The organism is uncultured Enterovirga sp. (assembly GCF_964242715.1).
Classification (GTDB): Bacteria; Pseudomonadota; Alphaproteobacteria; order Rhizobiales; family Beijerinckiaceae; genus Enterovirga.
Genome location: NZ_CAXTAZ010000004.1, coordinates 61885 through 85356, shown reverse-complemented (window position 1 = coordinate 85356; position 23472 = coordinate 61885). Strand labels below are relative to the sequence as shown.

19 protein-coding genes and 1 riboswitch are annotated in these 23472 nt (G+C 70.3%); of the genes, 10 read left to right on the top strand and 9 right to left on the bottom strand.

The annotated features are described in order from the left end of the window. Positions 1 to 68 precede the first annotated feature (68 nt). From cobT to ACFE87_RS03680, 6 genes are all read left to right on the top strand, one after another. A complete protein-coding gene (cobT, locus tag ACFE87_RS03705; RefSeq protein WP_375458266.1) occupies positions 69 to 1127 on the top strand; it encodes a nicotinate-nucleotide--dimethylbenzimidazole phosphoribosyltransferase in 1059 nt (352 codons plus the stop codon). Then, positions 1117 to 1884 (top strand): adenosylcobinamide-GDP ribazoletransferase, encoded by a 768-nt coding sequence (gene cobS / locus ACFE87_RS03700; RefSeq protein WP_375458265.1) that lies wholly within the window; start codon positions 1117 to 1119, stop codon positions 1882 to 1884. The genes cobT and cobS overlap by 11 nt, the downstream gene beginning before the upstream one ends. Beyond that, positions 1881 to 2408: a tyrosine phosphatase family protein gene (locus ACFE87_RS03695; RefSeq protein WP_375458264.1), complete on the top strand. Its 528-nt coding sequence runs from the start codon at positions 1881 to 1883 to the stop codon at positions 2406 to 2408. Before cobS ends, ACFE87_RS03695 begins: the two co-directional genes overlap by 4 nt. Before the next feature lie 73 nt (positions 2409 to 2481). Beyond that, positions 2482 to 2678, top strand: a riboswitch (cobalamin riboswitch). 28 nt (positions 2679 to 2706) lie between these two features. After that, on the top strand, positions 2707 to 4677 hold the full coding sequence (locus tag ACFE87_RS03690) for a TonB-dependent receptor plug domain-containing protein (protein ID WP_375458263.1): 1971 nt from the start codon (positions 2707 to 2709) through the stop codon (positions 4675 to 4677). A 190-nt stretch (positions 4678 to 4867) separates the two neighbouring features. Further along, the gene (locus tag ACFE87_RS03685; protein ID WP_375458262.1) at positions 4868 to 5884 is read left to right on the top strand and encodes a FecCD family ABC transporter permease; all 1017 of its coding nucleotides are present in this window, start codon (positions 4868 to 4870) and stop codon (positions 5882 to 5884) included. After that, a complete protein-coding gene (locus ACFE87_RS03680) occupies positions 5881 to 6645 on the top strand; it encodes an ABC transporter ATP-binding protein (protein ID WP_375458261.1) in 765 nt (254 codons plus the stop codon). The genes ACFE87_RS03685 and ACFE87_RS03680 overlap by 4 nt, the downstream gene beginning before the upstream one ends. Here the strand turns inward: ACFE87_RS03680 and cobD are convergent. Together cobD and ACFE87_RS03670 are read right to left on the bottom strand one after the other, a co-directional pair. Beyond that, a complete protein-coding gene (gene cobD, locus ACFE87_RS03675; RefSeq protein ID WP_375458260.1) occupies positions 6597 to 7769 on the bottom strand; it encodes a threonine-phosphate decarboxylase CobD in 1173 nt (390 codons plus the stop codon). The two genes, ACFE87_RS03680 and cobD, sit on opposite strands and share 49 nt — an antisense overlap. A gap of 174 nt (positions 7770 to 7943) precedes the next feature. Continuing rightward, complete coding sequence (locus ACFE87_RS03670; protein ID WP_375458259.1) at positions 7944 to 10847, bottom strand: FAD-binding and (Fe-S)-binding domain-containing protein; 2904 nt, start codon at positions 10845 to 10847, stop codon at positions 7944 to 7946. 254 nt (positions 10848 to 11101) lie between these two features. Here ACFE87_RS03670 and ACFE87_RS03665 point away from each other — a divergent pair, with 254 nt between their 5' ends. Beyond that, the gene (locus ACFE87_RS03665) at positions 11102 to 12295 is read left to right on the top strand and encodes a pyridoxal-phosphate-dependent aminotransferase family protein (protein ID WP_375458258.1); all 1194 of its coding nucleotides are present in this window, start codon (positions 11102 to 11104) and stop codon (positions 12293 to 12295) included. Positions 12296 to 12394: 99 nt separating this feature from the next. Here ACFE87_RS03665 and ACFE87_RS03660 read toward each other — a convergent pair whose 3' ends face one another. Beyond that, on the bottom strand, positions 12395 to 13372 hold the full coding sequence (locus ACFE87_RS03660; RefSeq protein ID WP_375458257.1) for a tripartite tricarboxylate transporter substrate-binding protein: 978 nt from the start codon (positions 13370 to 13372) through the stop codon (positions 12395 to 12397). A gap of 125 nt (positions 13373 to 13497) precedes the next feature. On the opposite strand from ACFE87_RS03660, the gene ACFE87_RS03655 reads away from it, so the two are divergent. The 3 genes from ACFE87_RS03655 (at position 13498) to ACFE87_RS03645 (ending at position 16342) form a co-directional block, all read left to right on the top strand. Next, the gene (locus ACFE87_RS03655) at positions 13498 to 14469 is read left to right on the top strand and encodes a Bug family tripartite tricarboxylate transporter substrate binding protein (RefSeq protein ID WP_375458256.1); all 972 of its coding nucleotides are present in this window, start codon (positions 13498 to 13500) and stop codon (positions 14467 to 14469) included. Between the two features lie 81 nt (positions 14470 to 14550). Continuing rightward, positions 14551 to 15447 carry an NAD(P)-dependent oxidoreductase gene (locus ACFE87_RS03650; RefSeq protein ID WP_375458255.1) on the top strand — a complete coding sequence of 299 codons (897 nt, stop codon included), beginning with the start codon at positions 14551 to 14553 and terminating at the stop codon, positions 15445 to 15447. Between the two features lie 94 nt (positions 15448 to 15541). After that, positions 15542 to 16342: an N-acyl homoserine lactonase family protein gene (locus ACFE87_RS03645; RefSeq protein ID WP_375458254.1), complete on the top strand. Its 801-nt coding sequence runs from the start codon at positions 15542 to 15544 to the stop codon at positions 16340 to 16342. Between the two features lie 339 nt (positions 16343 to 16681). Here ACFE87_RS03645 and ACFE87_RS03640 read toward each other — a convergent pair whose 3' ends face one another. From ACFE87_RS03640 to ACFE87_RS03615, 6 genes are all read right to left on the bottom strand, one after another. Continuing rightward, entirely contained in the window at positions 16682 to 17920 is a 1239-nt protein-coding gene (locus ACFE87_RS03640) for an ABC transporter substrate-binding protein (protein WP_375458253.1), read from the bottom strand. A 233-nt stretch (positions 17921 to 18153) separates the two neighbouring features. Continuing rightward, positions 18154 to 18354: a GIY-YIG nuclease family protein gene (locus tag ACFE87_RS03635; RefSeq protein ID WP_375458252.1), complete on the bottom strand. Its 201-nt coding sequence runs from the start codon at positions 18352 to 18354 to the stop codon at positions 18154 to 18156. 107 nt (positions 18355 to 18461) lie between these two features. Then, entirely contained in the window at positions 18462 to 19688 is a 1227-nt protein-coding gene (locus ACFE87_RS03630; protein WP_375458251.1) for an ABC transporter substrate-binding protein, read from the bottom strand. 111 nt (positions 19689 to 19799) lie between these two features. Beyond that, positions 19800 to 20507: an ABC transporter ATP-binding protein gene (locus ACFE87_RS03625; RefSeq protein WP_375458250.1), complete on the bottom strand. Its 708-nt coding sequence runs from the start codon at positions 20505 to 20507 to the stop codon at positions 19800 to 19802. Then, entirely contained in the window at positions 20494 to 22320 is a 1827-nt protein-coding gene (locus ACFE87_RS03620) for an ATP-binding cassette domain-containing protein (protein WP_375458249.1), read from the bottom strand. Before ACFE87_RS03620 ends, ACFE87_RS03625 begins: the two co-directional genes overlap by 14 nt. A gap of 133 nt (positions 22321 to 22453) precedes the next feature. Continuing rightward, entirely contained in the window at positions 22454 to 23407 is a 954-nt protein-coding gene (locus ACFE87_RS03615; RefSeq protein WP_375458248.1) for a branched-chain amino acid ABC transporter permease, read from the bottom strand. Positions 23408 to 23472 lie beyond the last annotated feature (65 nt).

Below are 23472 nucleotides of genomic sequence, written 5' to 3'. Positions count from 1 at the left end.
CGAAACGCCCGCCCCTGTCATGACCGGCCCTCGTTGCCGCACTCTCTTCGTTCGGGCATGGGACGGCCATGAGCTCCGCCTCCGAGAATCTGGCCTGGCTGCCCGTCGTGCCGGCGCTCGACCCGGCGCTCGCGTCGCGCCTGCGTTGGGCTGTCGACAGCCTCGCGAAGCCGCCGGGCTCGCTCGGGCGGCTCGAGAACCTCGCCGTCAGGCTCGGGACGATCGCAGGCAGCATCCCGCCCCCGCGGATCGAGCGGGCGACCCTCCTCATCTTCGCGGGCGACCACGGCCTGTGCGAGGAGGGCGTGTCGGCCTATCCGTCCACCGTCACGGCCGCGATGGTCCGGACGCTGCTCGCCGGCCGGGCCAGCGCCAATGCGCTCGCTGCCGCGGTGGGCGCCGAGACAACCGTGATCGACATCGGCATCGCGGCGGATCTTCCGGCCCATCCCGGCCTGGTCGACGCCAAGGTTCGCCGTGGAACCCGCAACGCGGCCCGCCAGCCCGCGCTCACCGCGGACGAGGTCGAAGCGGCGCTGGCAGCCGGTGTCGCTGCCGCAGGGCGCGCCGTCGATGCGGGTGCCGATGCGATCCTGCTCGGCGAGATGGGGATCGGCAACACGGCCGCCTCCGCCCTCCTGATGCACCGCCTGCTGCCGGCACCGCTCGCAGATTGCATCGGCCCCGGAGCCGGTCACGATCCGGAAGGGCTCGCCCGCAAGCGCGCGGCGCTGGCCCGGGCAGCCGCCCGGACGGCGGCGACCGAGCCGCTCTCCGTCCTGGCGGAGTTCGGCGGGCTCGAGATCCTCGGCATGGCAGGCGCCGCGATCGGGGCCGCAGCCCGGCGCCGGCCGGTGGTGGTCGACGGCTTCATCGCGGGCGTGGCCGCGCTCGCCGCCTTGCGCTTGAGGCCGGGGATTGGGGACGCGCTCGTCTTCGCCCATCGTTCGGCCGAGACGGGCCACGCCCTCCTCCTCGCGGAACTCGGCGCCGAGCCCTTGCTCGATCTCGGTCTCCGGCTTGGCGAAGGCACGGGCGGGCTTCTCGCCCTGCCGCTGCTGCGGGCCGCGTCCCGCCTCCTCACCGATGTCGCGACGCTGGATGAGGTGCTGGCCGGTGTCGCCTAGGCTCGCCCCGGAGGGCAGGCTCCTCGCTGCAGCGTTCCAGATGCTGACGCGGCTGCCGATGCCGGCCGTCTCCTTGGACGACGACTGGCTGGCGCGGTCGGCCAAATTCTTCCCGCTCGTGGGTCTGCTCGTCGGCGCGCTCTCGGCCTGCGTGCTGACGGGCGCCGCCCTTCTCTGGTCCGGGCCGATCCCGGCCATCCTGGCGGTCGCCGCCGGTCTCCTCCTCACCGGCGCGCTGCACGAGGACGGGCTCGCCGACACATTCGACGGGTTCGGCGGCAGGAGCCGCGAGGCGCGGCTCGCCATCATGAAGGACCCGCACCTCGGCGTGTTCGGGGCGCTGGCGCTGGCCGTGACGCTCGCCCTCAAGGTCGCGGCCCTCGTCGCCCTTGCGCCGCCCCTCGCAGCCGCGGCGCTGGTCGCCGGCGCCGCCGCATCGCGGTTCGGCGCCGTCCTCGTCATGTGGCGAACCGGCTATGCCGGCGACCGCCATGCCGCCAAGGTGCTGCACGGCTCCGGCCGTCCGAACGCCCGCGAAGTCGGCGTCGCGCTGGTTCTCGCCGCCCTCCCCCTCCTTCTGCTCGATCTCGCGACCGCTGCCTGCGCCCTTATGGGGGCGGCCCTCTTCGGTCTCGTCCTTGCCTGGCGAGCCTGCCGCGGCGTCGGCGGCCATACGGGCGACGTGCTCGGGGCCGTGATCGCCGTGTCGGAGGCCGGCTTCCTGCTCGGCGCGGCGGCGGCCTTCGGGCGGCCGTGACCCGGATCGTCGTCTGCCCGACGGAGCATGCCGTCCGCTCCTGCGAGGCATTCCGGCCCTCGCACGCGGTCAGCCTCGCCGCCCCGGGCGGAGCCGTTCCGGACCTCGCCTGCGAAAACCGGCTCGTCCTCCTCTTCAACGACATCGCGGAGCCGAGGCCGGGGCTCGCCGCCCCATGCCGGGACGACATTGCGGCCCTCCTCGCCTTCGGCGCGTCCTGGACCGGGGCCGCGCCGCTCCTCGTGCATTGCCAGGTCGGGATCAGCCGCTCCACAGCGACCGCCTTCATCCTCGCCTGCCAGCGCGAGCCGGACCGCACGGAGATCGCGGTCGCCGAGGTCCTCCGGGCGGCCTCGCCCTGCGCCACGCCGAACCCGCTCATGGTCGCGCTCGCGGACGACCTCCTCGGCCGGGCCGGCCGCATGGTCGACGCCGTGCGCCGCATCGGACGTGGCGCGGATTACCGCTCCTACGAGCGCTTCGAGCTTCGCCTCGCCGCACGGGGCCCGTCGACCCCGGTGTGACCCGGAAGCCGCATGCGGGCGCGAGCGCCGGACGGCAGGCCGGCAGCGCTTGCGCCCGGCGCATCCCTCATGGTCAGGTCGACGCGCTTTCGGTGCCCCGATTCCGGGGTGAAACGGGAATGCGGTGAGGATCTCGGATCCGATGCCGCGGCTGCCCCCGCAACTGTAGGCGGAGAGTCTCGCTCCGACATGCCACTGGCTCAGGCCGGGAAGGCGGAACGGGACGACGATCCGCGAGCCAGGAGACCGGCCGAAAGCGTCACCAGACCCCGCGGCGGTGGGCCGCGAAGGAGTTGTCATGACGCTTTTGCGACCCGGCGCTCTCGCGCCCGTTCTCCTATGCCTGCTCGCCAGTGTCTCGGCGCGGGCACAATCCGCCCCGGTCGAGCTTCCCGACATCGTCGTCACGGCCGACCGGCAGCCCGAGCCGATCGCGCGCTCCGGGAGCGCGATCTCGGTCGTGACCCGCGACGAAATCCAGCGCTTCAACCCGACGTCCTTCGTGGACGCGCTGCGCAGCGTGCCGGGCCTCGACATCACCGAGACGGGCGGTCCGGGCGCGACCACCTCCGTGCGGCTCCGGGGCGCGAATACCGGGCAGACGCTGGTGCTGATCGACGGCATCCGGGTGAACGATTCCGTGCCGGCGAGCGGTGATTTCGACTTCGCGAACCTGCTCCCGTCCGCGATCGACCGGATCGAGGTCCTGCGCGGGCCGCAGAGCGCGCTCTACGGTTCGGACGCGATCGGCGGCGTCATCAACATCATCACGAAGTCCGGCGGCGGCGAACCTCGCTTCGAGGCCCGGACCGAGGCCGGCAGCTACGGTACGCTGAACACGAGCGCGACCGCCTTCGGCTCGGCGGGTCCCTGGTCCTACGCCTTCTCCGGAGGCGGCCAGAAGAGCGCCGGCTTCTCGCGCTACGGCTTCCGCATCGGCCAGCTCGAGCGGCGGTTCGGCGGCTTCGAGCCCGACGGTTTTTCACGTTGGGGCGGCTATGGCCGGCTCGGCTATGATGCGGGCGAAGGCGTGAAGCTCGAGTTCGGAATCTTGTCCTCGAAGACCACTTCGGAGCTCGACGCCGCCTCCTCGACCCTGCCCCGCCTGACCCAGGCCACCGGCCCGACGCGCATCTTCCCCGACACCCCGGGCGAGGCCGAGCGGCGGTTCACGCAGGTCTTCGCCCGCGGCACGGCCGAACAGGGACCGCTGACCCACAGCCTGACCGTCTTCGCCAACCAGACCGACCGCTACTTCCGCGAGACGAGCTACCGCACGAACGTCCTGCGGCAGAATACGACGACGACCAACACCGACTTCTTCAGCGACCGTCTCGGCGCCGAATACCAGGGCACCCTGAAGCTCGACGCGTTCGGGTCGCTGATTTTCGGCGGCAAGTTCGAGACGGAGCGGGGCCGCACCTTCTCGCAAACCCTCTCGCCGGTGCCGCGGCCGCGCTTCGGCACCTTCGACGGCGAGCAGAACACGCGCGCCCTCTTCGCGCTCTACAGCCTGCCTGTCGGGGAGCGCATCATCCTGACCGTCGGCGGCCGCCACGACGAGGTCGGCCAGCGCGACTTCGATACCTGGCGGGCCACCGGCGCCTATCTGATCCCGGAGACCGGGACGAAGCTTCGGGCGAGCGGCGGCACGGGCGCGAAAGCCCCGACGCTGTTCCAGCTCTTCTCGCCGCAGAACGGCAATCCCGCCCTGTCTCCCGAGACCAGCATCGGCTGGGACGCCGGCGTGGACCAGACCGTCCTGGACGGACTCGCCAAGGTCTCGGCGACGGTGTTCGGCAACAGGTTCCAGGACCTGATCGAGTTCGACTCGGTCACCCAGCGCTATTTCAACACCTCGCGGGCGAAATCCTCCGGGGTCGAGATCGAGGCGTCGCTGACGCTGGTGCCGGACTGGGTGCGGATCTCCGGCGCCTATACGAACCTCAACGCCAAGGACGAGCGGACCGACCGCACCCTGCAGCGACGGCCGGATCATGTCGGCCGGATCTCGGTCGCGCTCACGCCGCTCGACGGGTGGCTGGTCGAGCCCCGGGTGACCATCGTGTCGCGCCGCTTCAGCGGCTCGAACGAGACCCAGCGGCTGCCGCGCTACGCCCGGCTCGACCTCTATAGCGAGTACAAGATCGACGAGACCTGGCGCGTCTTCGGCCGGATCGAGAACCTCACCGACACCCGCTACCAGGAGGTCCTGAACTACGGCACCACCGGCCGCGCCGCCTATGCCGGGCTCGGCGCCACGTGGTAGCCAGGGCGATGGCGTTCAGCCCCCTCCACCATGCCGCCGGCTTCGCCGGACGGCATGGTCCCCCTCCCCCAGAGGGGGAGGAGACGGTGCCGCTCCATCCCGCGTGGGTGCTCTGCCGTGATAGTGCCGCCTGGTCTCCTCCCCCCATGGGGGAGGGGGACCACCCGAAGGGTGGTGGAGGGGGGAGGCCGTGACCCGTCCCGAAAGCCGAACGCTCGTCCCACTCGTCCTCGCGACCCTCCTCCTCGCGCTCTTCCTCGTCTCCCTCGGGATCGGCCCGGTGCGCCTCGCGCCCTGGACCGTGGCCCGCGCCCTCCTCGGCTTCGGGACCGAGACGGACCGGATCATCGTGGCCGAGATCCGCCTGCCGCGGGCGATCCTGTCGGTCGCGATCGGGGCGGTGCTCGGCCTCTCCGGGGCCTCCATGCAGGGCCTTCTCCGCAACCCGCTAGCCGCGCCGTCGCTCTTCGGCGCGCCGCAGGCTGCCGCCTTCGGGGCTGTGGCCATGCTCTCGCTCGGGCTCGCGGACGCGCTCTCCTACGCCCTGCCGGCGGCCGCGATCCTCGGCGCCTTCCTGTCGGTCTTCGGCCTCGTCGCCATCGCGGGACGGCGGGCGGGGCTGACGCTCCTGATCCTGTCCGGGCTCGCCATCTCGAGCCTGGCCGGGGCTGCGACGGCACTTGCCCTCAACCTCGCGCCGAACCCGTTCGCGGCGCTCGAGATCGCGTTCTGGCTGCTCGGCTCGCTCGAGGATCGCTCGATGCGGCATGTCGCGATGGCCCTGCCCTTCATCGCGGCAGCAGTCGTGATCCTGTTCTCCTGCCGGGGCTCGTTCCGGGCGCTGACCCTCGGCGAGGAGGCGGCGCAGAGCCTCGGGATCCGGGTGTCGGCTCTCCGCTTCGCCGTGATCGTCGGCGTGGCGCTCGGCGTGGGCGCGGCGGTCGCGGTCGCCGGCACGATCGGCTTCATCGGCCTCGTCGCGCCGCACCTCGTGCGGCCGCTGGTCCGGTACGATCCCGCCCGGCTGCTGCTCCCCGCCGCGCTCGCCGGCGGCATCCTTCTGACGGCCGCCGACATCGCCGTGCGGCTGATCCCGTCCACGACCGACATCAAGGTCGGCGTGCTGACGGCGCTGATCGGCGTACCGTTCCTGCTCTACCTGATCGTGCGGGAGCGGCGCCGCCTCGGCGCCGGGATGCTCGCGTGACCCTCGTGCTGCAGGACCTCACCGTGCTGTTCGGCGAGCGCCCGGTCGTGGACCGCGTCTCGCTGACGCTCCCGCCCGCCTCCCTCGTCGCGCTCGTGGGACCGAACGGCGCCGGCAAGACCTCCCTCTTGCGTGCGCTGGTCGGGCTCGTGCGGGCCACCGGCACGGCCCGGCTCGACGGCGCCGACCTCGCCCGGATGGCGCCGCAGGCCCGCGCCCGGGCGCTCAGCTACCTGCCGCAGGGGCACGAGGCGCATTGGCCGCTGCCGGCCCGGGACATCGTCGCGCTGGGCCGGATCCCGCACGGCGCGAGCGACCCATCGCGGCTGCGGCCGGAGGATTCTACGGCCGTCGACGACGCGATGCGGATCACCGGGACCGGCTACCTCGCCGACCGGCCCGTGACGACGCTCTCCGGAGGCGAGCGCGCCCGCGTTGCCTTGGCCCGGGTCTTCGCGGTTGGCGCCAGGCTCATCCTCGCCGACGAACCGACCGCCGCGCTCGACCCGCGCCACCAGATCGACGTCATGCGGGCCTTGCAGGAGGCCGCCCGCGCCGGCGCGCTCGTGATCGCGGTGACCCACGATCTCGGCCTCGCGGCTCGCTTCGCCGACCGCGTCGTCGTCATGATGGCCGGGCGGGTGGAGGCGGACGGCGCACCTGACGCGGCGCTCGCGCCCGAGGTGCTGCGGCGCGTCTTCGGGGTCGAGGCCTACCGGGCCGAGCATGGGGGCCGGATGGTGGTGGTGCCCTGGTCATAGCGCCGGAGCGCGGCCGCGAGCCGGTCGAACCCAGCCTCGTCCGGCGGCAGCCCGAACCGGAGGAGGTCCGGCGCCCAGGTGAAACGCCGGACCCAGATATGCTCCGCCGCGAGAGCCTCATGCAGCGCACGGGCTTCGGGATGGCGCGCCAGCCGGTAGAGGCTCGTCCCGCCGACGATCTCGAGGCGGCCCGCTTCTAACACGCGATCCAGCGCGGCCGCCTCACCGGCGAGTCGCGCCCGCATGCCATGGGCCCAGCCATCATCCGCCAGGGCCGCGGCCCCGATCGCGAGCGCCGGGCCGGAGACGGCCCAGGGCCCGAGGGCGGCCCGGATCGCGTTTGCGATAGGCTGGCCCGCGACCGCGAAGCCGAGCCGGAGGCCGGCGAGTCCGTAGAACTTCCCGAACGATCGCAGGACGACGACCGGATAATGCGCGACCAGCGCGACGCTCGTTCGCTTCGGGACGATGTCGGCGAAGGATTCGTCCACGATGAGCCAGCCGCCCCGCTCCTGGCAGAGGCGGGCGGCGTCGAGCAGCTCTCCGTCCGAAAGGAGCCGTCCGTCGGGGTTGTTCGGGTGGACGACGACGAGGTGGCGGGCGTCGTGCGGGCTTCGAGGCTCGCCCGCCCACGTCGCGGGACCGGCTCGCACCTCAGCCTGAGGACGTGAGTGGATTCCACGACCCTCCTCATCCTGAGGTGCCCCGCGAAGCGGGGCCTCAAAGGACGCGCCACGCCCTGGCTGGCCCACGAACGCGGACACGTCTGTGATTTCGTGCACGTCCACCCCGGCCAGCCGCCAGCTCGCTTCGTGCTCGGCATAGGTCGGGCCTAGCACGGCCACGCCGCCCGGCGGTGCGAGGCGGGGCAGCCACTGGATCAAGGCCTGGGTTCCGGGCGCGGCCACGATCCCGGCTTCATCCGGGACACGGTACGCGGCCCGGGCGGCTCCGAGCAGGCTTTCCGCGTCGGGAGCCGAAGGCAGCCGCTCCCAACCCTGCCGCGCCAGCGCCTCGGGCACGGGCCAAGGATGGGGATTGATGCCGGTCGAGAGGTCGAGCCAGGGCGGATCGCCCGCGCCGTGGCGGGCCATCGCCTCCGTGAGATCGCCGCCGTGGATCATGGGCCCGAACGGAGTCGCCGCCTCTCCCTCCCCGGAGGGGAGGGCCGAGTCGGCGAAGCCGAACCGGGGTGGGGACACCCGGCCCCGTGACCCCACCCCGGTTCGAAGCTGCGCTTCGACTCGCCCTCCCCTCCGGGGAGGGACAGCGGCCGCGGCCGCGGCCGGGATGACGGGTCAGGCGCCAAGGGCCCCATCCAGCACCCGGGCGACATGCAACGCGTCCCGGCCCGTGCCGTCGTGGATCTGGTGGCGGCAGCTCGTGCCGTCGGCGACGACGAGATCGTCCGGTCCCGCTGCCCGGACCGCCGGGAGGAGCGCCAGCTCGGCCATCGCGAGAGACACGTCGATCGTGTCGGCCCGATAGCCGAACGCGCCGGCCATGCCGCAGCAGGAGGATTCGATCGGCTTCACGTCGAGACCCGGTATGGCGCGGAGCACCTGCTCCACAGCGCCCATCGCCCCGAAGGCTTTCTGGTGGCAATGGCCGTGGAGATGGGCCACCCGCCCGCCCTGGTCCCGCAGCGGCAGGCGCACGCGACCGGCCGTCAGATCGGCCGCCAGCGCCTCCTCCAGCAGGAACGAGGCGAAGGCCAGGGGATCGGCCTCGGCCTTGGGCAGGAGCGAGCCGAACTCGTCCCGGAAGGTGAGCAGGCACGAGGGTTCGAGTCCGACCACGCGCGCTCCGCGGGCGACGTAGGGTGCCAGCGCGTCGAGGGTGCGGCGCGCTTCGCGCCGGGCCGCGTCGACCATCCCGGCGGACAGATAGGTCCGGCCGCAGCAGAGCGAGCGGCCTCCCTCCGGCGCCACCCGGTGCAGACGGTAGCCGGCGGCCACGAGCACCCGCTCGGCCGCGTCCAAATTTTCTGGCTCGAAAGCCCGGTTGAAGGTGTCCGCGAAGAGGACGAGGTCGAGCCCATCCCCTCGTACCGCCTCCGGGCCGGAGGGCGCGCGGTGCTCGCGCCAGGGTTTTCGCCAGCGCGGCAGCGAGCGGCGGGACGACAGGCCGAGGAAACGCTCGGTCGCGCGCGCGATCGGGCCGATCCGGTCGCGCAGGTTGAGGAGCGGCGCGAGCCGGGCCGCGACGGGCGCATAGCGCGGAAGATGCGCGACAAGCCGCTCGCGAAGCGGCAGCCCGTGCCGGGCATGGTAGTGGGAGAGGAACTCGACCTTCATCTTCGCCATGTCGACGCCGGTCGGGCATTCGCGGCGGCAGCCCTTGCAGGAGACGCAGAGGTCGAGCGTCGCCTTCATCTCGTGCGACGTGAAGGCGTCCGGCCCGAGCTGGCCCGAGATGGCGAGGCGGAGCGAGTTGGCGCGGCCGCGGGTGACGTGCTGCTCGTCCCGCGTGACCATGTAGGACGGGCACATCACGCCGGAGGTCTTCCGGCAGGTGCCGTTGTTGTTGCACATCTCGACGGCGCGGCCGAAGCCGCCCCAATCCGACCAGTCGAGCGCCGGCCGGACCGGCTCGGCCGTATCGTAGCCGGGCGGGAAGCGCATCAGCGCGCGGTCGTCCATGCGGAGCGGCCGGACGACCTTGCCGGGATTCAGCTCCGCCTTGGGGTCGAAGGCATCCTTCACCTCCTCGAAGGCCGCGACGAGCCTGCGGCCGAACATCCGCTCGTGAAACTCGGAGCGCGAGATGCCGTCGCCATGCTCGCCCGAATGCGACCCCTCGAAGCGCCGGACGAGGTCGCAGGCCTCCTCGGCGACCGCCCGCATCGTGCGCGCGCCCGCCTCGCCCTTCATGTTCAGGATCGGCCGCACATGCAGGCAGCCGACCGAGGCATGCGCGTACCAGGTGCCGCGCGTGCCGTGGCGGGCGAAAAGCTCGGTGATGGCGCTTGTGTAATCGGCCAGGTACTCGAGCGGCACCGCGCAATCCTCGATGAAGGAGATCGGCTTCCCGTCGCCCTTCATCGACATCATGATGTTGAGGCAGGCCTCGCGCACCTCCCAGACCGAGCGCTGTCGCGGCGGCTCGACGACCTCGACCACGCTGTCCGGGAAGCCGTGATCGGCCATGGCCTGGTCGAGACGGCGCAGGTCCTGCCGCAGCCCGGCGAGGTCGTCGCCCGCGAACTCGACCAGGAGCAGGCAGTTCGGCCGTCCCTTGGTGATGTCGGCGAGCGTGCGCCTGAACATCGGGATGTCGGCGCCGAGCACGAGCACGTTCTCGTCGACGAGCTCGACCGCGACCGGTCCGAGTTCGACGAGATGCCGCGTCGTCTCCATGGCGGACCGGAAGGACGGGAAGTGGCAGACGCCCATCACCCGATGAACCGGCAGGGGCGACAGCTTCAGCGTCACGGCCGTCGTCAGCGCGAGCGTGCCCTCGCTGCCGACCAAGAGGCCGGCGAGGTTCGGCCGCTCCGTCAGGAGCGCGTCGAGATTGTAGCCGCCGACCCGGCGCTGCACCTTCGGGAAGACCCGGTCGATCTCGGACCGCTCGCGGTCGGCCAGCGCCACCATGCGGTCGGCCAGGCTCTCGGCCGCCTGTGATCCTGTGATCCCGGGATCATTGGCTCCCCGGATCCCTGACCTGATGGCGGTCCCGTCCGGCAGCAGGGCTTCGATCGCGAGCACGTTGTCGACCATCTTGCCGTAGCGGATCGAGCGGGCGCCGCAGGAATTGTTGCCGGTCATGCCGCCAATGGTGCAGCGGCTCGCGGTCGAGGGCTCGACCGGGAAGAAGAGGCCGTCGCGGCGCAGCCGCCCGTTCAGGTGTTCGAGGACGAGACCCGGCTCGACCGTCGCGGTTTCCGCGGCGAGATCGAACTCGCGGATGTTGTTGAGGTGGCGCGAGAAGTCGACGACGAGGCCCTGCCCGACGGGCTGCCCGTTCTGCGAGGTGCCACCGCCGCGCGCGACCACCGAAATGCCCGCCTCGCGAGAGATCGCGAGCGCGGCCGCGACGTCGTCACGGCTCTTCGGGAAAACCACGCCGGCCGGGATGATCTGGTAGATCGAGGCGTCGGTCGCGTAGCGACCCCGGGTGAAGGCGTCGAAGCGAACCTCGCCCTGCAGGGCCTGGGTCAGGCGGCGTTCGATTGCGAGATCGCGGGAAAGAGTGGTCATGCGGCCCCCCTCCACCAGGCTTCGCCTGGTCCCCCTCCCCCAGAGGGGGAGGAGACGATGCGGCCGCCTCCTGCGTCTCCTCCCCCTTTGGGGGAGGGGGACCGCCCGAAGGGCGGTGGAGGGGGCTCGCTCGGACGTATCCTTGCCTCGTGTGTCGAGACGGGGTCCGCGGAGGCGAACGTCCTGAGATTGACCATCCTGCCGCGATACCCGATCAGATGCCGGGAAGGAAACGCCGCCCGGAGGACCCGACCATGAGCTACCATCCCGGCCGCCATTTTTTGCAGATCCCCGGCCCGTCGAACACGCCGCTCCCCGTCCTGGCCGCCATCGCGAAGCCGACGATCGACCATCGCGGGCCGGAATTCGGCAAGCTCGGCCGCGAGGTGCTGGCCGGGATCCGGACGATCTTCAAGACCGAGAAGCCGGTCGTGATCTACCCCGCCTCCGGCACCGGCGCCTGGGAGGCCGCGCTCCTCAACACGCTCTCGCCCGGCGACCGGGTGATCATGTTCGAGACCGGCTGGTTCTCGACCCTGTGGAGCCGGATGGCATCGAAGCTCGGCATCGAGGCCGAGGTGATCCCGGGCGACTGGCGCCACGGCGTCGATGCCGGCGCCATCGGCGCGCTCCTCGCCGAGGACAAGGAGAAACGGATCAAGGCGGTCTGCGTGGTCCACAACGAGACCTCGACCGGCGTGGCCTCCGGCATCCCGGCCGTGCGGCGCGCGATCGACGCGGCCGGCCATCCGGCCCTCCTCATCGTCGACACGATCTCCTCGCTCGGCTCGATCGATTACCGGCACGACGAATGGGGCGTCGACGTCACCGTCGGCGGCTCGCAGAAGGGCCTGATGCTGCCGCCCGGCCTCTCCTTCAACGCCGTCTCGGATAAGGCCCGGGCGGCCGCGAAGACCGCGAAGCTGCCGCGCTCCTTCTTCGACTGGGAGGAGATGTTCGCGATCAACGACAAGGGCTTCTTCCCCTACACGCCGTCGACCAACCTGCTGCAGGGCCTCAAGGTCGCGATCGACATGCTGCACGAGGAGGGGCTCGACAACGTTTTCGCCCGACATGACAGGGCAGCGGAGGCGACGCGCCGCTGCGTCCGGCATTGGGGCCTGGAGATCCAATGCGCCGACCCGGCCGAATATTCCTCGGTCCTCACCGCGATCCGGCTGCCCGAGGGCCATTCCGCCGACGCGCTCCGGGCCGAGATCCTCGAGCGTTCGAACATGTCGCTCGGCAACGGCCTCGGGCCGCTGGCCGACAAGGCCTTCCGCATCGGCCATCTCGGCGATTTCCACGACCTCATGGTCACGGGCGTGCTCACCGGCGTCGAGATGGGTTTGCGCGCCCGCGGCATCCCGCACCGCGCCGGCGGCGTCGCGGCCGCGATGGACTATCTCGGCGGCAACCGGGGCGCGATGGCCGCCGCGGCGGAATAGCGGACGCGGCTTGTCCCTCCCCCTTGCTCAGGGGAGGGCGTATCCGGCCGGGTGGCTCCGGCCAGAGCCTCTCACGATGCCGGCGGCGCCCTTCCCTGATCAATCGGCGAACACGCCCGCCTTGCGGATCACGGGCGCCCATTTCGCGACCTCCGCGACGAGATGGGCCCGCAAGGCCTCCGGCGTCACCCGGCTCTCCTCGATCGGCTGCAGGCTGAGCGCCACGAAACGCTCCTTCACGGTCTGGTCGCGAAGCGCCGCCCGAAGCGCCACGAGGAGCCGGTCGATGACGGCGGGCGGCGTGCCGCGCGGGGCATAGAGGCCGTACCAGGTCGAGACGTCGAAACCCTTGAGGCCCGCCTCGTCGGCGGTCGGCACCTCCGGCAGGTTCGGCAGGCGCGACAGGGTGGAGACGGCGAGCGCCTTCATCTTGCCCTCCTGCACGTAGGGCGTCGGGCCGTTCGCCGGATCGCACCAGAGGTTGAGCCGTCCGGCCATGACGTCGATGAGGGCCGGCCCGCCGCCGCGATACTGGACGGTGGTGAGCTTCGTGCCGACCCGGTCCATGAGCAGCAACCCGCACAGGTGCGAGGCCGATCCGATCCCGGCATTGCCGAGGAGGACCCGGTCGGGATTGGCCTTGATATGGGCGATCGCCTCGGCGAAGGACGTGCCCGGAAAGTCGTTCGGGGCGACGATGATCATCGGAGCGTCGGTCACGAGGCCGATCGGCGCGAAATCCTCGACCGGGTCGTAGGGCAGCTTCCGGAACAGGGTCACGCTGGTCGCCTGGCCGACATGCATGAGGAGGATCGTGTAGCCGTCGGGCGCGGCCTTCGCGACGCGGTTCGTGCCGATGGTGCCGCCCGCCCCGACGGCATTTTCCACCACGATGGTCGGTCCGAGGGCGGCCCCCATCGCGGGGCCGAGGAGCCGGCCGATGATGTCGCCCGGGCCTCCCGCCGAGAACGGCACCACCATCGTGACCGGCCGGTTCGGGAATTCCTGCGCCCCGGCCGGCGCGCACGCGACGCCACATGCCCAGAACAGCAGCACCAGTCCGACCCGCGCGATCATGCGCCCCTCCCTTTTCGATGCCCGACTTGTCCCGGGCGCGAAAACCGCGGAGAGACAGACGGGTTGCGGCTGAGCTGACTGTCTGACAATCTGTTTGTCAAGAAACAGGCGCGTGGGAGGTTCGGGTGGGTTTGCTGGCGCGCGTCGTCCTGGGTCTTGTCCTCCTGACGGGACCGTCCTGGGGACAGTCCTTCCCGAGCCGCCCGATCACGCTCGTCGTGGCAGCAGCGGCCGGCGGCACGACGGACGTGCTCGCCCGCTTCGTCGCGAAGGCGATGAGCGAGAATCTGCGCCAGTCCGTCGTCGTCGAGAACGTGGTCGGCGGCGGCGCGACGGTCGGGACCCGTCGCGTGGTCCGGGCGGAGCCCGACGGCTATTCCCTGATCTTCGGCAATATGGGGTCGCTCGCCGCCAATCTGTGGCTCTTCCCTCAGCTCGGCTTCGACCCGCGCCAGGACCTGGCGCCGGTCGGCCTCGTGGCGACCGTGCCGATGGTGCTGTCGGTCAGCAACAAGAGCGGCGTGCGCGACCTCGCCGGCTTCCTGGCCAAGCTCCGCGCCTCCGACAAGGGCGTGAATTTCGGCCATGCAGGCCCGGGCACCACGGGCCACCTCGCCACCGCGACCTTCCTGCACGTCACCGGCACGAAGGCGACCGACATCGCCTATCGGGGAGCCGGGCCGGCCATCAACGACCTCCTCTCCGGCGTGATCGATGCCGTAATCGACCAGACCGTGACCATGATCCCGCTCCATACGGGCGGCAGCGCCAAGGCGATCGCGGTCACGGCCAAGGCGCGGCTCGCCCAGTTGCCGGACGTGCCGACCTTCGCGGAAGCCGGCGCGCCGCAATTCGACCTCGCGGTCTGGAACGCGATCGCGGCGCCCGCCGCGACGCCCCGTCCGGTGCTCGACCGGCTCGAAGCCTCGCTGAAGCTGGCGCTCGCCGACCCCGACCTCCGGCGCCGCTTCGCGGATCTCGCGGCGGAATTGCCGGAGGCGGACCAGCAAGGGGGCGAACCGCTGCGCCGCCTCATCGCAGCCGATGCCGAGCGCTTCGGCGTCATCATCAAGGCCGTCGGGTTGAAGGCCGAATGACAGTGCGGCTACCCGCTTCTCCCCTTGCGGGAGAAGGGATGCCGCCTACGAGTTCTGATCAGAAATCCAAGGAGATCATACATGGCTGAAACGATCGGCTTCATCGGCCTGGGCAATATGGGCACGCCGATGGCGACCCGGCTGGCGGAGGCCGGACACGGCCTCGTCGTCCACGACACCCGCGACAACGTCATCGGGCCCTTCCTCGAGAAGGGCGCCGCCCGCGCCGGCTCGGCCGAGGATGTGGCGTCGCGGGCCGAGACGGTCCTGGTCAGCCTGCCGACGCCCGACATCGTGGAAAAGGTGGTGCTCGGCGAGGGCGGCATTTCCGGGGGGTCGATGGTGAAGACCGTCGTCGACCTGTCGACCACCGGCCCGCGGGTCGGCGCCGCGATCGCCGCGAAGCTGAAGGAGCGCGGCATCACCTTCGTCGATTGCCCCGTCAGCGGCGGCGTCGGTGGCGCCAAGGCCGGCACGCTCGCCGTCATGGTCTCGTGCCCTCGGCCGACCTACGACCGGCTCGAGCCGATGCTGAAGAACATCGGCAAGGTCTTCTTCATCGGCGAGGCGCCGGGCTCGGCCCAGATGATGAAGCTCTGCAACAACCTGATGTCGGCCTCCGCCATGGCGATCGCGGCCGAGGCGATCACGGCCGGGGTCAAGGCCGGGATCGACCCGGCCGTGATGGTCGACGTGATCAACGTCTCCTCCGGCATGAACACGGCGACCACGCAGAAATTCCCGAAATCGATCCTGAACCGCCGCTTCGATTACGGCTTCTCGACCGGGCTCATGTTCAAGGACGTCCGGCTCTGCCTAGAGGAGGCGGAGGGGATGGGCCTCGATCTCGAGACCGCCAAGGCGGTGCGGTCCATCTGGCAGAAGATGAACGACCAGTTCGGGCCGGAGAGCGACTTCACCCGCATCGTCGAGATGGTGGAGCGGCCGGCGGGGGTGACGGTCGGAAAACCTGGGTAGCAACCCCGCTCACCCCGGCGAAAGCCGGGGTCCAGCCTGCCCCGCGAAGATCGATCCCGGCTTTCGCCGGGATGAGCGGCGACGGAGAACACAGATGGCCGAACTCGAACCCTACGAGATCCACGCGATCCGCTACGCCCACAACACGCACGCCACCACGCGCGAAAACTTCCTAGGCGGAGACCCGCACGACGCTCCGATGCCGCTCGACTATTTCGTCTGGGCGATCCGAGGCAACGGCCGCACGGTCATCCTCGACACGGGGTTCGACGAGGCGATGGGGGCGAAGCGCAAGCGCGGTTTCATCCGCTCGCCGGGTGAGGGCCTGCGCTGCATCGGCATCGACCCGGACGCGATCGAGGACGTGGTCGTCAGCCACCTGCATTACGACCATTGCGGCAATTACGGCCTCTTTCCGCGCGCCCGCTACCACCTCCAGGATGCCGAGATGGCCTACGCGACCGGCCGCTGCATGTGCCACCCGGTGCTTCGGGTGCCCTTCGAAGTCGAGGACGTCACCGCGATGCTCCGCAAGGTCTTCGAGGGTCGCGTCACCTTCCACGACGGCGACCGCGAGATCGCGCCCGGCCTCTCCGTCCACCGCCTCGGCGGCCATTCGAAGGGACTGCAGGCCGTGCGCGTGTGGACGCGGCGCGGCTGGATGGTGCTCGCCAGCGACGCGAGCCATTTCTACGCCAACATGGAAGGCGGCCGGCCCTTCCACCTCCTCCACAGCGTCGAGGACACGCTCGAGGGCTATCGCCGCCTCTACGAGCTCGCGAGCGACCGGGCGAATGTCATCCCGGGCCACGACCCGATGGTGCTGGAGCGCTACCCGGCCTCGGCGCCGGGGCTCGAGGGGATCGCCGTCCGGCTGGATGCGGATCCGCGCTGATCATCCGCTCACACCGGCGAATGCCGGTGCCCAGGGCGGGGCTGGATCCCGGCTTCCGCCGGGATGACAGGGGTAAGGGCTGGATCGCCCGCTCACACCGGCGAAAGCCGGTGTCCAGGGCGAGGCTGGATCCCAGCTTCCGCCGGGATGACAGGGGTAAGGGTTTGATCGCCCGCTCACACCGGCGGAAGCCGGTGCCCAGAACCAGCGTCGAAGCTGGGTCCCGGCTTTCGACGGGATGACAAGGGTAAGGGCTTGATCGCCCGCTCACACCGGCGGAAGCCGGTGCCCAGGGCGCGGGCTGGATCCCGCCTTTCGACGGGATGAGCGGGGTGGAGCCTACACCCCCTTGCCCCAGAACGGCTTCGCGGTCGCGAGCTCGGTCGGGAACACGGTGTAAGGCACGCCCCCCTGCCACTGGATCACGGTCAGTCCGGCCCCGACCCGGCGGCCCTTCTCGTCGAACTTGATCACGCCGCCGGGGAAGAATTTCGACGGCCCTGCGTCCATCGTCCGGAGCGCCTCGGCGACGGCGAGGCGATCCGCCTTGCCGGCCTTTTCCAATGCATCCTTGATGATCCACATGTCGCCGTAGGTCGAGACGGTGTTCTGATTGGCCCACGGCTGCTGATAGCGCGTCTTGAGATCGGCGATCAGCTGCTCCTCGCCCTTCACGCCCCAATTGCCGACGCAGGACAGCACGCCCTGCAGGAGGTCGGCCGAGACCGTGTTCAGCATGTCCGGCATGGCGATGGCGATGCCGAAGGAGATGGTCGGGACGCGGCCCTGGCCGAGGCCGAACTCGTTCATCTTCTCGAGGACGAGCTTCGCGTCCGAGATCACGGTGGGCAGGAAGAAGAACAGGTCCGGCCGCGCCGCCCGGACCTTCTGGACGAGCGGCGTCGCGTCGGCGATCGGCGGCGTGAAGGTCTCGTCGACGACGAGTTTCAGGCCCAGCCGCTGCAGCAGTCCCTCGCGCATCGGCTTCACGGAGGCGATCGAGGCGCCCGTATTGTCGGTCACGATCGCGACGGTCTGCGGACGCTTGCCAGATGCGGTCTCGGCGAGCTTCAGGATTTCCGGAAGCGCCTGCTCGGCCTGGGCGGCGGCGGTTGCCGAGGTCTGGAAGACGTATCGGAAGCCGCGCTCGGTGATCAGGTCCGAATAGGACAGCGTCAGGACCGGGATCTGCGCCCGCTCGGTGACTTCCGTGACGGCGAGCGTGAAGGAGGACAAGTAGGCGCCGCTCGCGGCCACGATCCCCTTCTCCTGCGCGACCATGCGCTGGGCGGCGTTCTTGGCCTTCTCGGTCGAGTCGCCGCAATCCAGGACGACGAGCTTCAGCTTCGCCCCGCCGAGCGCCTTCACGCCGCCGGCCTTGTTGATATGCTCGATCCCGAGCTCTCCGCCCTGCCGCATGTCCTCGCCGAAGCGGGAATACATGCCCGAGATCGGGACGAGGAGCGCGACCTCCACCTCGGCCGGGTTCTGCGCGCGGGCGAGGTTCGGGGCGGCAACGGCCGCCGCCGCGGTCGTGCCGAGGAGCGTGCGTCGGGTGATGGTGGTGTCGGTCGTCATGGTGTTTCCCTCCCTTGTGTTGTTGTGGTTCGCTTCGTCTTCTCATCCGCTCATCCCGGCGAAAGCCGGGATCCAGTTGCGGCCGGGTTCCTGGATCCCGGCTTTCGCCGGGATGAGCGGTGGGGTGCTTCCCCGAGCCGGCATTTTCTATTGGTTCAGGATCTCGTAGAGATCATCCCAGTTCGGATTAGCACTCTCGATCAGCTGGATCTTCCAGCGCCGCTGCCACTCCTTCATCTGCCGCTCGCGCTGGAATGCAGCCTCGCGAGTTTCGAAGACGTCGTACCAGACCAGTGTCTTGACGCCGTACCGGCGGGTGAAGCCGGGATTTCTCCTGTCCTGTGCTGGTAGACGCGCCGCCCGATGTCGTCCGTCATCCCGATGTAGAGCGTACCGTTCCGCTTGCTGGCGAGGATGTAGACGTAGAACGCCACCTGGCCCTCCGCTCACCCCGGCGAAAGCCGGGGTCCAGAACCCTCGTCAGCCTAGATCCTGCACTTGGCCTGGATCCCGGCTTGCGCCGGGATGAGCGGAGGAGACCTTAGCCCCGCTTCGGCCAGAATGGCTCCGCCATCGCGATCTCCTTCGGGAAGACCGTGACGGGCACCCCGTTCTGCCATTGGACGATGGTGACGCCGGCCCCGACCCGGCGGCCCTTGTCGTCGAATTTCAGCTGGCCGCCCGGATAATATTGCGCCGGCCCGCCATCGAGGGTGCGGAGCGCCTGGGCGACGGCCTCCTTGTCCGCCTTGCCGGCCTTTTCGAGCGCGGCCGCCATCAGCCAGATGTCGCCGTAGGTCGAGATGACGTTCTGGGTCGCCCAGGGCTCGTTGTAGCGCTTCTTCACCTCGGCGATGAGCCGCTCGTGGCCCTTGAAGCCCCAATTGGCCACGATCGTCATCACGCCCTGCATCACCTGCGGCGAGACGCTCTGGAGCACGTCGGGCTCGGCGATGGTGATCGAGAAGGAGATGGTCGGAACGCGGCCCTGGCCGAGGCCGAACTCGTTCATCTTCTCCACCAGCAGCTTCGCGTCCGAGACGGCGTTCGGCATCGCGAAGAGGAGATCGGGCCGCGCCGCCCTGACCTTCTGGATGAGCGGCGTCGCGTCGGAGAGCGGCGGCGTCCAGACCTCGTCGACGACGAGTTCCAGGCCGAGCTGCTTGAACAGCGTGTCCTTCAGCGCCTTGGCGGTCGCGACCGAGGTCGCGGTGTTGTCCATCACGATCGCGACCGTCTTCGGCCGCTTGCCGGAGGCCGATTCGGCGAGTTTCATCAGCTCCGGAAGGCCCTGCGCCGACTGCGAGCTGGCGGTCGCGGCGGTCTGGAAGATGTATTTGAAGCCGCGGTCGGTCAGGAGATCCGAATAGGACAGCGTCAGCACCGGCAGCTGGGCGCGCTCGGTCACCTCGGTCACGGCGAGCGTGAAGGACGAGAGATAGGCGCCGGTCGCCGCGACGAGGTCGGTCTCCTGGGCGACCATGCGCTGGGCGGCGTTCTTGGCCTTCTCGACCGAGTCGCCGCAATCGATCGGGACGAGCTTCAGCTTCGCGCCGCCGAGCGACTTGATGCCGCCGGCCGCATTGACGTCGTCGATGCCGATCTCGGCGCCCATCTTCATGACCGAGGCCGGCCGGGCGTAGAGGCCCGACAGGGGCACGATCAGCCCGACCTTCACCTCGGTCGGGTTCTGGGCGAAGGCGGTGGGCGGAACGGCGAGCGCCGCCGCGGTCGATCCGATCAGGGTTCGGCGAGTAAGCTGGGTCATGGGCGATCCTCCGGTTGCTGATGTTGCCCGCTCGCACCGGCGAAAGCCGGTGCCCAGAACCAGCGTCGAAGCTGGGTCCCGGCTTTCGCCGGGACGAGCGGGAGGTTGCGGTCACATTCCCAAATACGCCTGGCGAATGCGGTCGTCGGCGCGGAGCGCCTCGTTCGGGCCTTCGAGCACCACCCGCCCGGCTTCCAGCACATAGCCCTGGTCGGCCTGGTCGAGCGCTTCGGCGACCCGCTGCTCGACGAGCAGGATCGTCAGCTTCGCGGATTGGCGGATGTCGAGCAGCCGCTCGAAGATGAAGTCGGCGACGGTCGGGGCAAGCCCCATCGAGGGCTCGTCCAGCATGAGAAGGCGCGGCGAGGAAGCGAGGCCGCGGCCGACCGCCAGCATCTGCTGCTCGCCGCCCGACAGCGTGCCGGCGAGCTGCTCGCGCCGCTCCTTCAGCCGCGGGAACCAGCCGAAGATCGCCTCGATATTCCTCGCCCAGTCCCGCCTGCCGGCGTCGGTATAGGCGCCCATTTCCAGGTTCTCGTAGACCGAGAGCGAGGCGAAGACCTGCCGGCCCTCGGGAACGTGGGCGATGCCGAGATGCGGCCGGCGGTGGGCCGGAACCGAGGCGAGGTCCTGTCCCTCGAACACGATGCGGCCGCCCGAGGGCCGGAGCGTGCCCGAGATGGTGCGGAAGATGGTCGTCTTGCCGGCCCCGTTCGGCCCGACGATCGCGACGAACTGCCCCTCGTCCACGCGGATCGAGACCCCGTTCAGGACCGGGATCGCCGTGTAGCCGGCATGCACGTCCTCAAGCGTCAGCATGGGCCGCCCATTTCTTGCCGAGATACGCCTCGATGACGCGGCGATCGGTCGTGACCTCCTTCGGCAGGCCCTCGACCAGCACGGTGCCGTGGTCGAGCACGACGAAGCGGTCGACGAGCTGCACCATGGCGCCCATCGTGTGCTCGATGATCATGATGGTGATGCCGCTCTCGGCCAGGCGCCGGATCACCGCCAGCACGTCGCCCACCTCGGCGTGGCCAAGGCCGGCCAGCGTCTCGTCGAGGAGGAGCAGGCGCGGCTGGCCGGCGAGCGCGCGGGCGAGTTCCATCAGCCGAAGCTGTTTCGTGGTGAGCTCGCCGCCGAGCCGGTCGGCGACGTCGGCGAGGCCCACGGCCGCGACGGCCTCGTCGGCCCGCCGCCGCGCCTCCTCGTCCGTGTCCGCCGCCACATAGGCGCCGACGACGACGTTGTCGGCGACGGACATGCGCAGGAATGGCCGCATGATCTGGAAGGTGCGGCCGACGCCCGCCTTGCACAGGGAATGCGGCATTCGCCCGACCACGTCCTGCCCGTCGAGGAGCACGCGGCCGACATCGGGCGCCAGGAAGCCGTTCAGGAGGTTGAACAGCGTCGTCTTGCCGGCCCCGTTCGGGCCGATGATGCCGAGGATCTCGCCCCGTCGGACCTGGAAGGAGACGTCGCCCACCGCCTTCAGGCCGCCGAAGGATTTCGACAGGTGCTCGACGGAGAGGATGATGTCTGACGAGGCGGGCGCGCCCCCTCCACCGCCCTTCGGGCGGTCCCCCTCCCCCAGAGGGGGAGGAGACCCGAGCGGCTGCGGCGTCGTCTCCTCCCCCCTTGGGGGAGGGGGATCAGGCGAAGCCTGGTGGAGGGGGCCGCCGGCCTTCCTCCGACCCCGCACCATGTCCCGCACCCGCCAGTAGATCCCCTCCGGCGCGAGCAGGATCACGGCGACGATCGCGAGCCCGAACACCACGCCCTGGATGCCCGGGATCTTCGCCCCGAGTTCGGCGTGAAGGATCTCCGAGATCGGGATCAGGATCACCGAGCCGATCACCGGACCCCAGACGGTGCCGACGCCGCCGAACATGGCGACCGTCAGCGCCTGGGCCGAGACCAGCATCCCGAAGACCGAGGGCGGAGTCACGACGAGGAGGACGACCGTGTAGAAGCCGCCCGCCATCCCGGCGATCGCGCCCGAGACCGCCATGGCGCGGAGCTTCCAGCGCAAGGTGTCGATCCCGGCGGCCTCGGCCGCAGCCTCGTTCTGCTTGATGGCGAGCAGCGCCCGGCCGAACCGGGTCACCTCGATCCAGCGCGTGACGAGGACGGTCCCGACCAGCATCACGAGCGCCACCGCCGTGTTCAGGCGCGGATCCTCGAACTGCATATAGGCGAGCGGCGCGTCGCGCCGCATCGGGATCGTGAGTTCCTGGTAGCCGAGCCACTCGAAGACGTAGAGGAGGGCCAGCGGGTAGGCCAGCATCGCCAGCGCGAAGTAATGGCCGCGCAGCCGGAAGGTCGGGAAGCCGACCAGGATGCCGGCGACGGCGCCGAGCGCGCTCGCGATCGGGATCGTGATCCAGGGCGACAGGTTCAGGTAGACCTGGCCCAGAACCGTCGTATAGGCGCCGATGCCGAAGAAGGCCGCGTGGCCGAACGAGACGAGCCCGGTATAGCCGCTGATCACGTTCCAGGAGAGGCCGAAGATGGCCCAGACCAGGACCAGCGTCATCATCAGCTGGTAGTAGGAATTGGTGATGAAGGCCGCGACGATCGCGTAGGCGACGACGAAGAGCGCGAAAGGCCCGAGGGAACGAAGCGCGCTCATGACGGCACACCGTCCTGGCTGACACGAGCTCCTACCCGCTCGTCCCGGCGGAAGCCGGGACCCAGGAAGCGAGCCGGGCTGGATTCCGGCTTACGCCCGAATGAGCGGCTAAGGTTTGGCCCGGCGCACATCCTCATGTCCGCTCCGAGACGCGGCCGAAGAATCCCTGCGGCCGGAAGAAGACGATGGCGAGGAAGACGACGAAGATCGCCGTGTTCTGGAGCTGCGTCGGCAGGACCAGGGTCGAGAGCTGCTGGACGAGGCCGATCGTCATGCCGCCCCAGAAGGCGCCCCCGATCGACCCCATCCCGCCCAGCACGACGCCGGCATACATGACGATGACGTAGTCGAGCCCGACGAAGGGCTGGAACGGCAGCGTGGTGGCGAGAAGCCCGCCCGCGATCGCCGTCACGCCGATTCCGAGCCCGAAGGCGAGGCGATGCGAATGCGCGACGTCGATGCCCATATAGGTCGCCGCGTCCGGGTTGTCGGCCGAGGCGCGGAGCGCCTTGCCGAGCCGCGAGCGGCCGATCAGCACCGTGAGCGCGACGATGACGGCGACCGAGATCGCGGCCGCCACGCCGCGCGCCTGGTTGATGAAGAGCATCACCTCGCCGCCCAGCAGCGGGACCGTCCAGGCCGTGGACGAGAGCGGCGTCCGGATCGAGATCAGTTGCGAGCCGAAGGCGATCAGCGCGCCGTTCTGGACGATGAGCGCGATCCCGAGGGTCAGGATCAGCTGCGCGTAATGGCCCTCGCCTTCGAGCTTGGCCGAGCGGGTGCCCGACACGCGCGAGATCAGCAGCGCATGGATCGCGATCCCGACCAGGAAGAGGAGCGGACCGGCGAGCAGGATCGCCGCATAGGCCGTGACGCCTCCCCCGAGCCCGAGCGCGGCCGAAAGGCCTGCGAAGACGAAGAAGCCGGCATACATGCCGAGCATCATGAAATCGCCCTGGGCGAAGTTGATGACCCGCATCACGCCGAAGATCAGCGCGAGCCCGACGCACATCAGCCCGTAGATCGCGCCGACGAGCAGGCCGGCGACGAGGGCCTGGAGGACGTTTTCCAGAAGCTGGGCGCTCATGATGCGCTGCCGGGCTGCCGCTCACCCCGGCGAAAGCCGGGGCCCAGATCGCGCGCGTGGCCTGG

Coding starts and splice junctions, on each gene's coding strand:
- cobT (WP_375458266.1), top strand. CDS start 69: ATGAGCTCCGCCTCCGAGAATCTGGCCTGGCTGCCCGTCGTGCCGGCG.
- ACFE87_RS03690 (WP_375458263.1), top strand. CDS start 2,707: ATGACGCTTTTGCGACCCGGCGCTCTCGCGCCCGTTCTCCTATGCCTG.
- cobD (WP_375458260.1), bottom strand. CDS start 7,769: ATGATCCACGGCGGCGATCTCACGGAGGCGATGGCCCGCCACGGCGCG.
- ACFE87_RS03670 (WP_375458259.1), bottom strand. CDS start 10,847: ATGACCACTCTTTCCCGCGATCTCGCAATCGAACGCCGCCTGACCCAG.
- ACFE87_RS03665 (WP_375458258.1), top strand. CDS start 11,102: ATGAGCTACCATCCCGGCCGCCATTTTTTGCAGATCCCCGGCCCGTCG.
- ACFE87_RS03660 (WP_375458257.1), bottom strand. CDS start 13,372: ATGATCGCGCGGGTCGGACTGGTGCTGCTGTTCTGGGCATGTGGCGTC.
- ACFE87_RS03650 (WP_375458255.1), top strand. CDS start 14,551: ATGGCTGAAACGATCGGCTTCATCGGCCTGGGCAATATGGGCACGCCG.
- ACFE87_RS03645 (WP_375458254.1), top strand. CDS start 15,542: ATGGCCGAACTCGAACCCTACGAGATCCACGCGATCCGCTACGCCCAC.
- ACFE87_RS03640 (WP_375458253.1), bottom strand. CDS start 17,920: ATGACGACCGACACCACCATCACCCGACGCACGCTCCTCGGCACGACC.
- ACFE87_RS03630 (WP_375458251.1), bottom strand. CDS start 19,688: ATGACCCAGCTTACTCGCCGAACCCTGATCGGATCGACCGCGGCGGCG.
- ACFE87_RS03625 (WP_375458250.1), bottom strand. CDS start 20,507: ATGCTGACGCTTGAGGACGTGCATGCCGGCTACACGGCGATCCCGGTC.
- ACFE87_RS03620 (WP_375458249.1), bottom strand. CDS start 22,320: ATGAGCGCGCTTCGTTCCCTCGGGCCTTTCGCGCTCTTCGTCGTCGCC.
- ACFE87_RS03615 (WP_375458248.1), bottom strand. CDS start 23,407: ATGAGCGCCCAGCTTCTGGAAAACGTCCTCCAGGCCCTCGTCGCCGGC.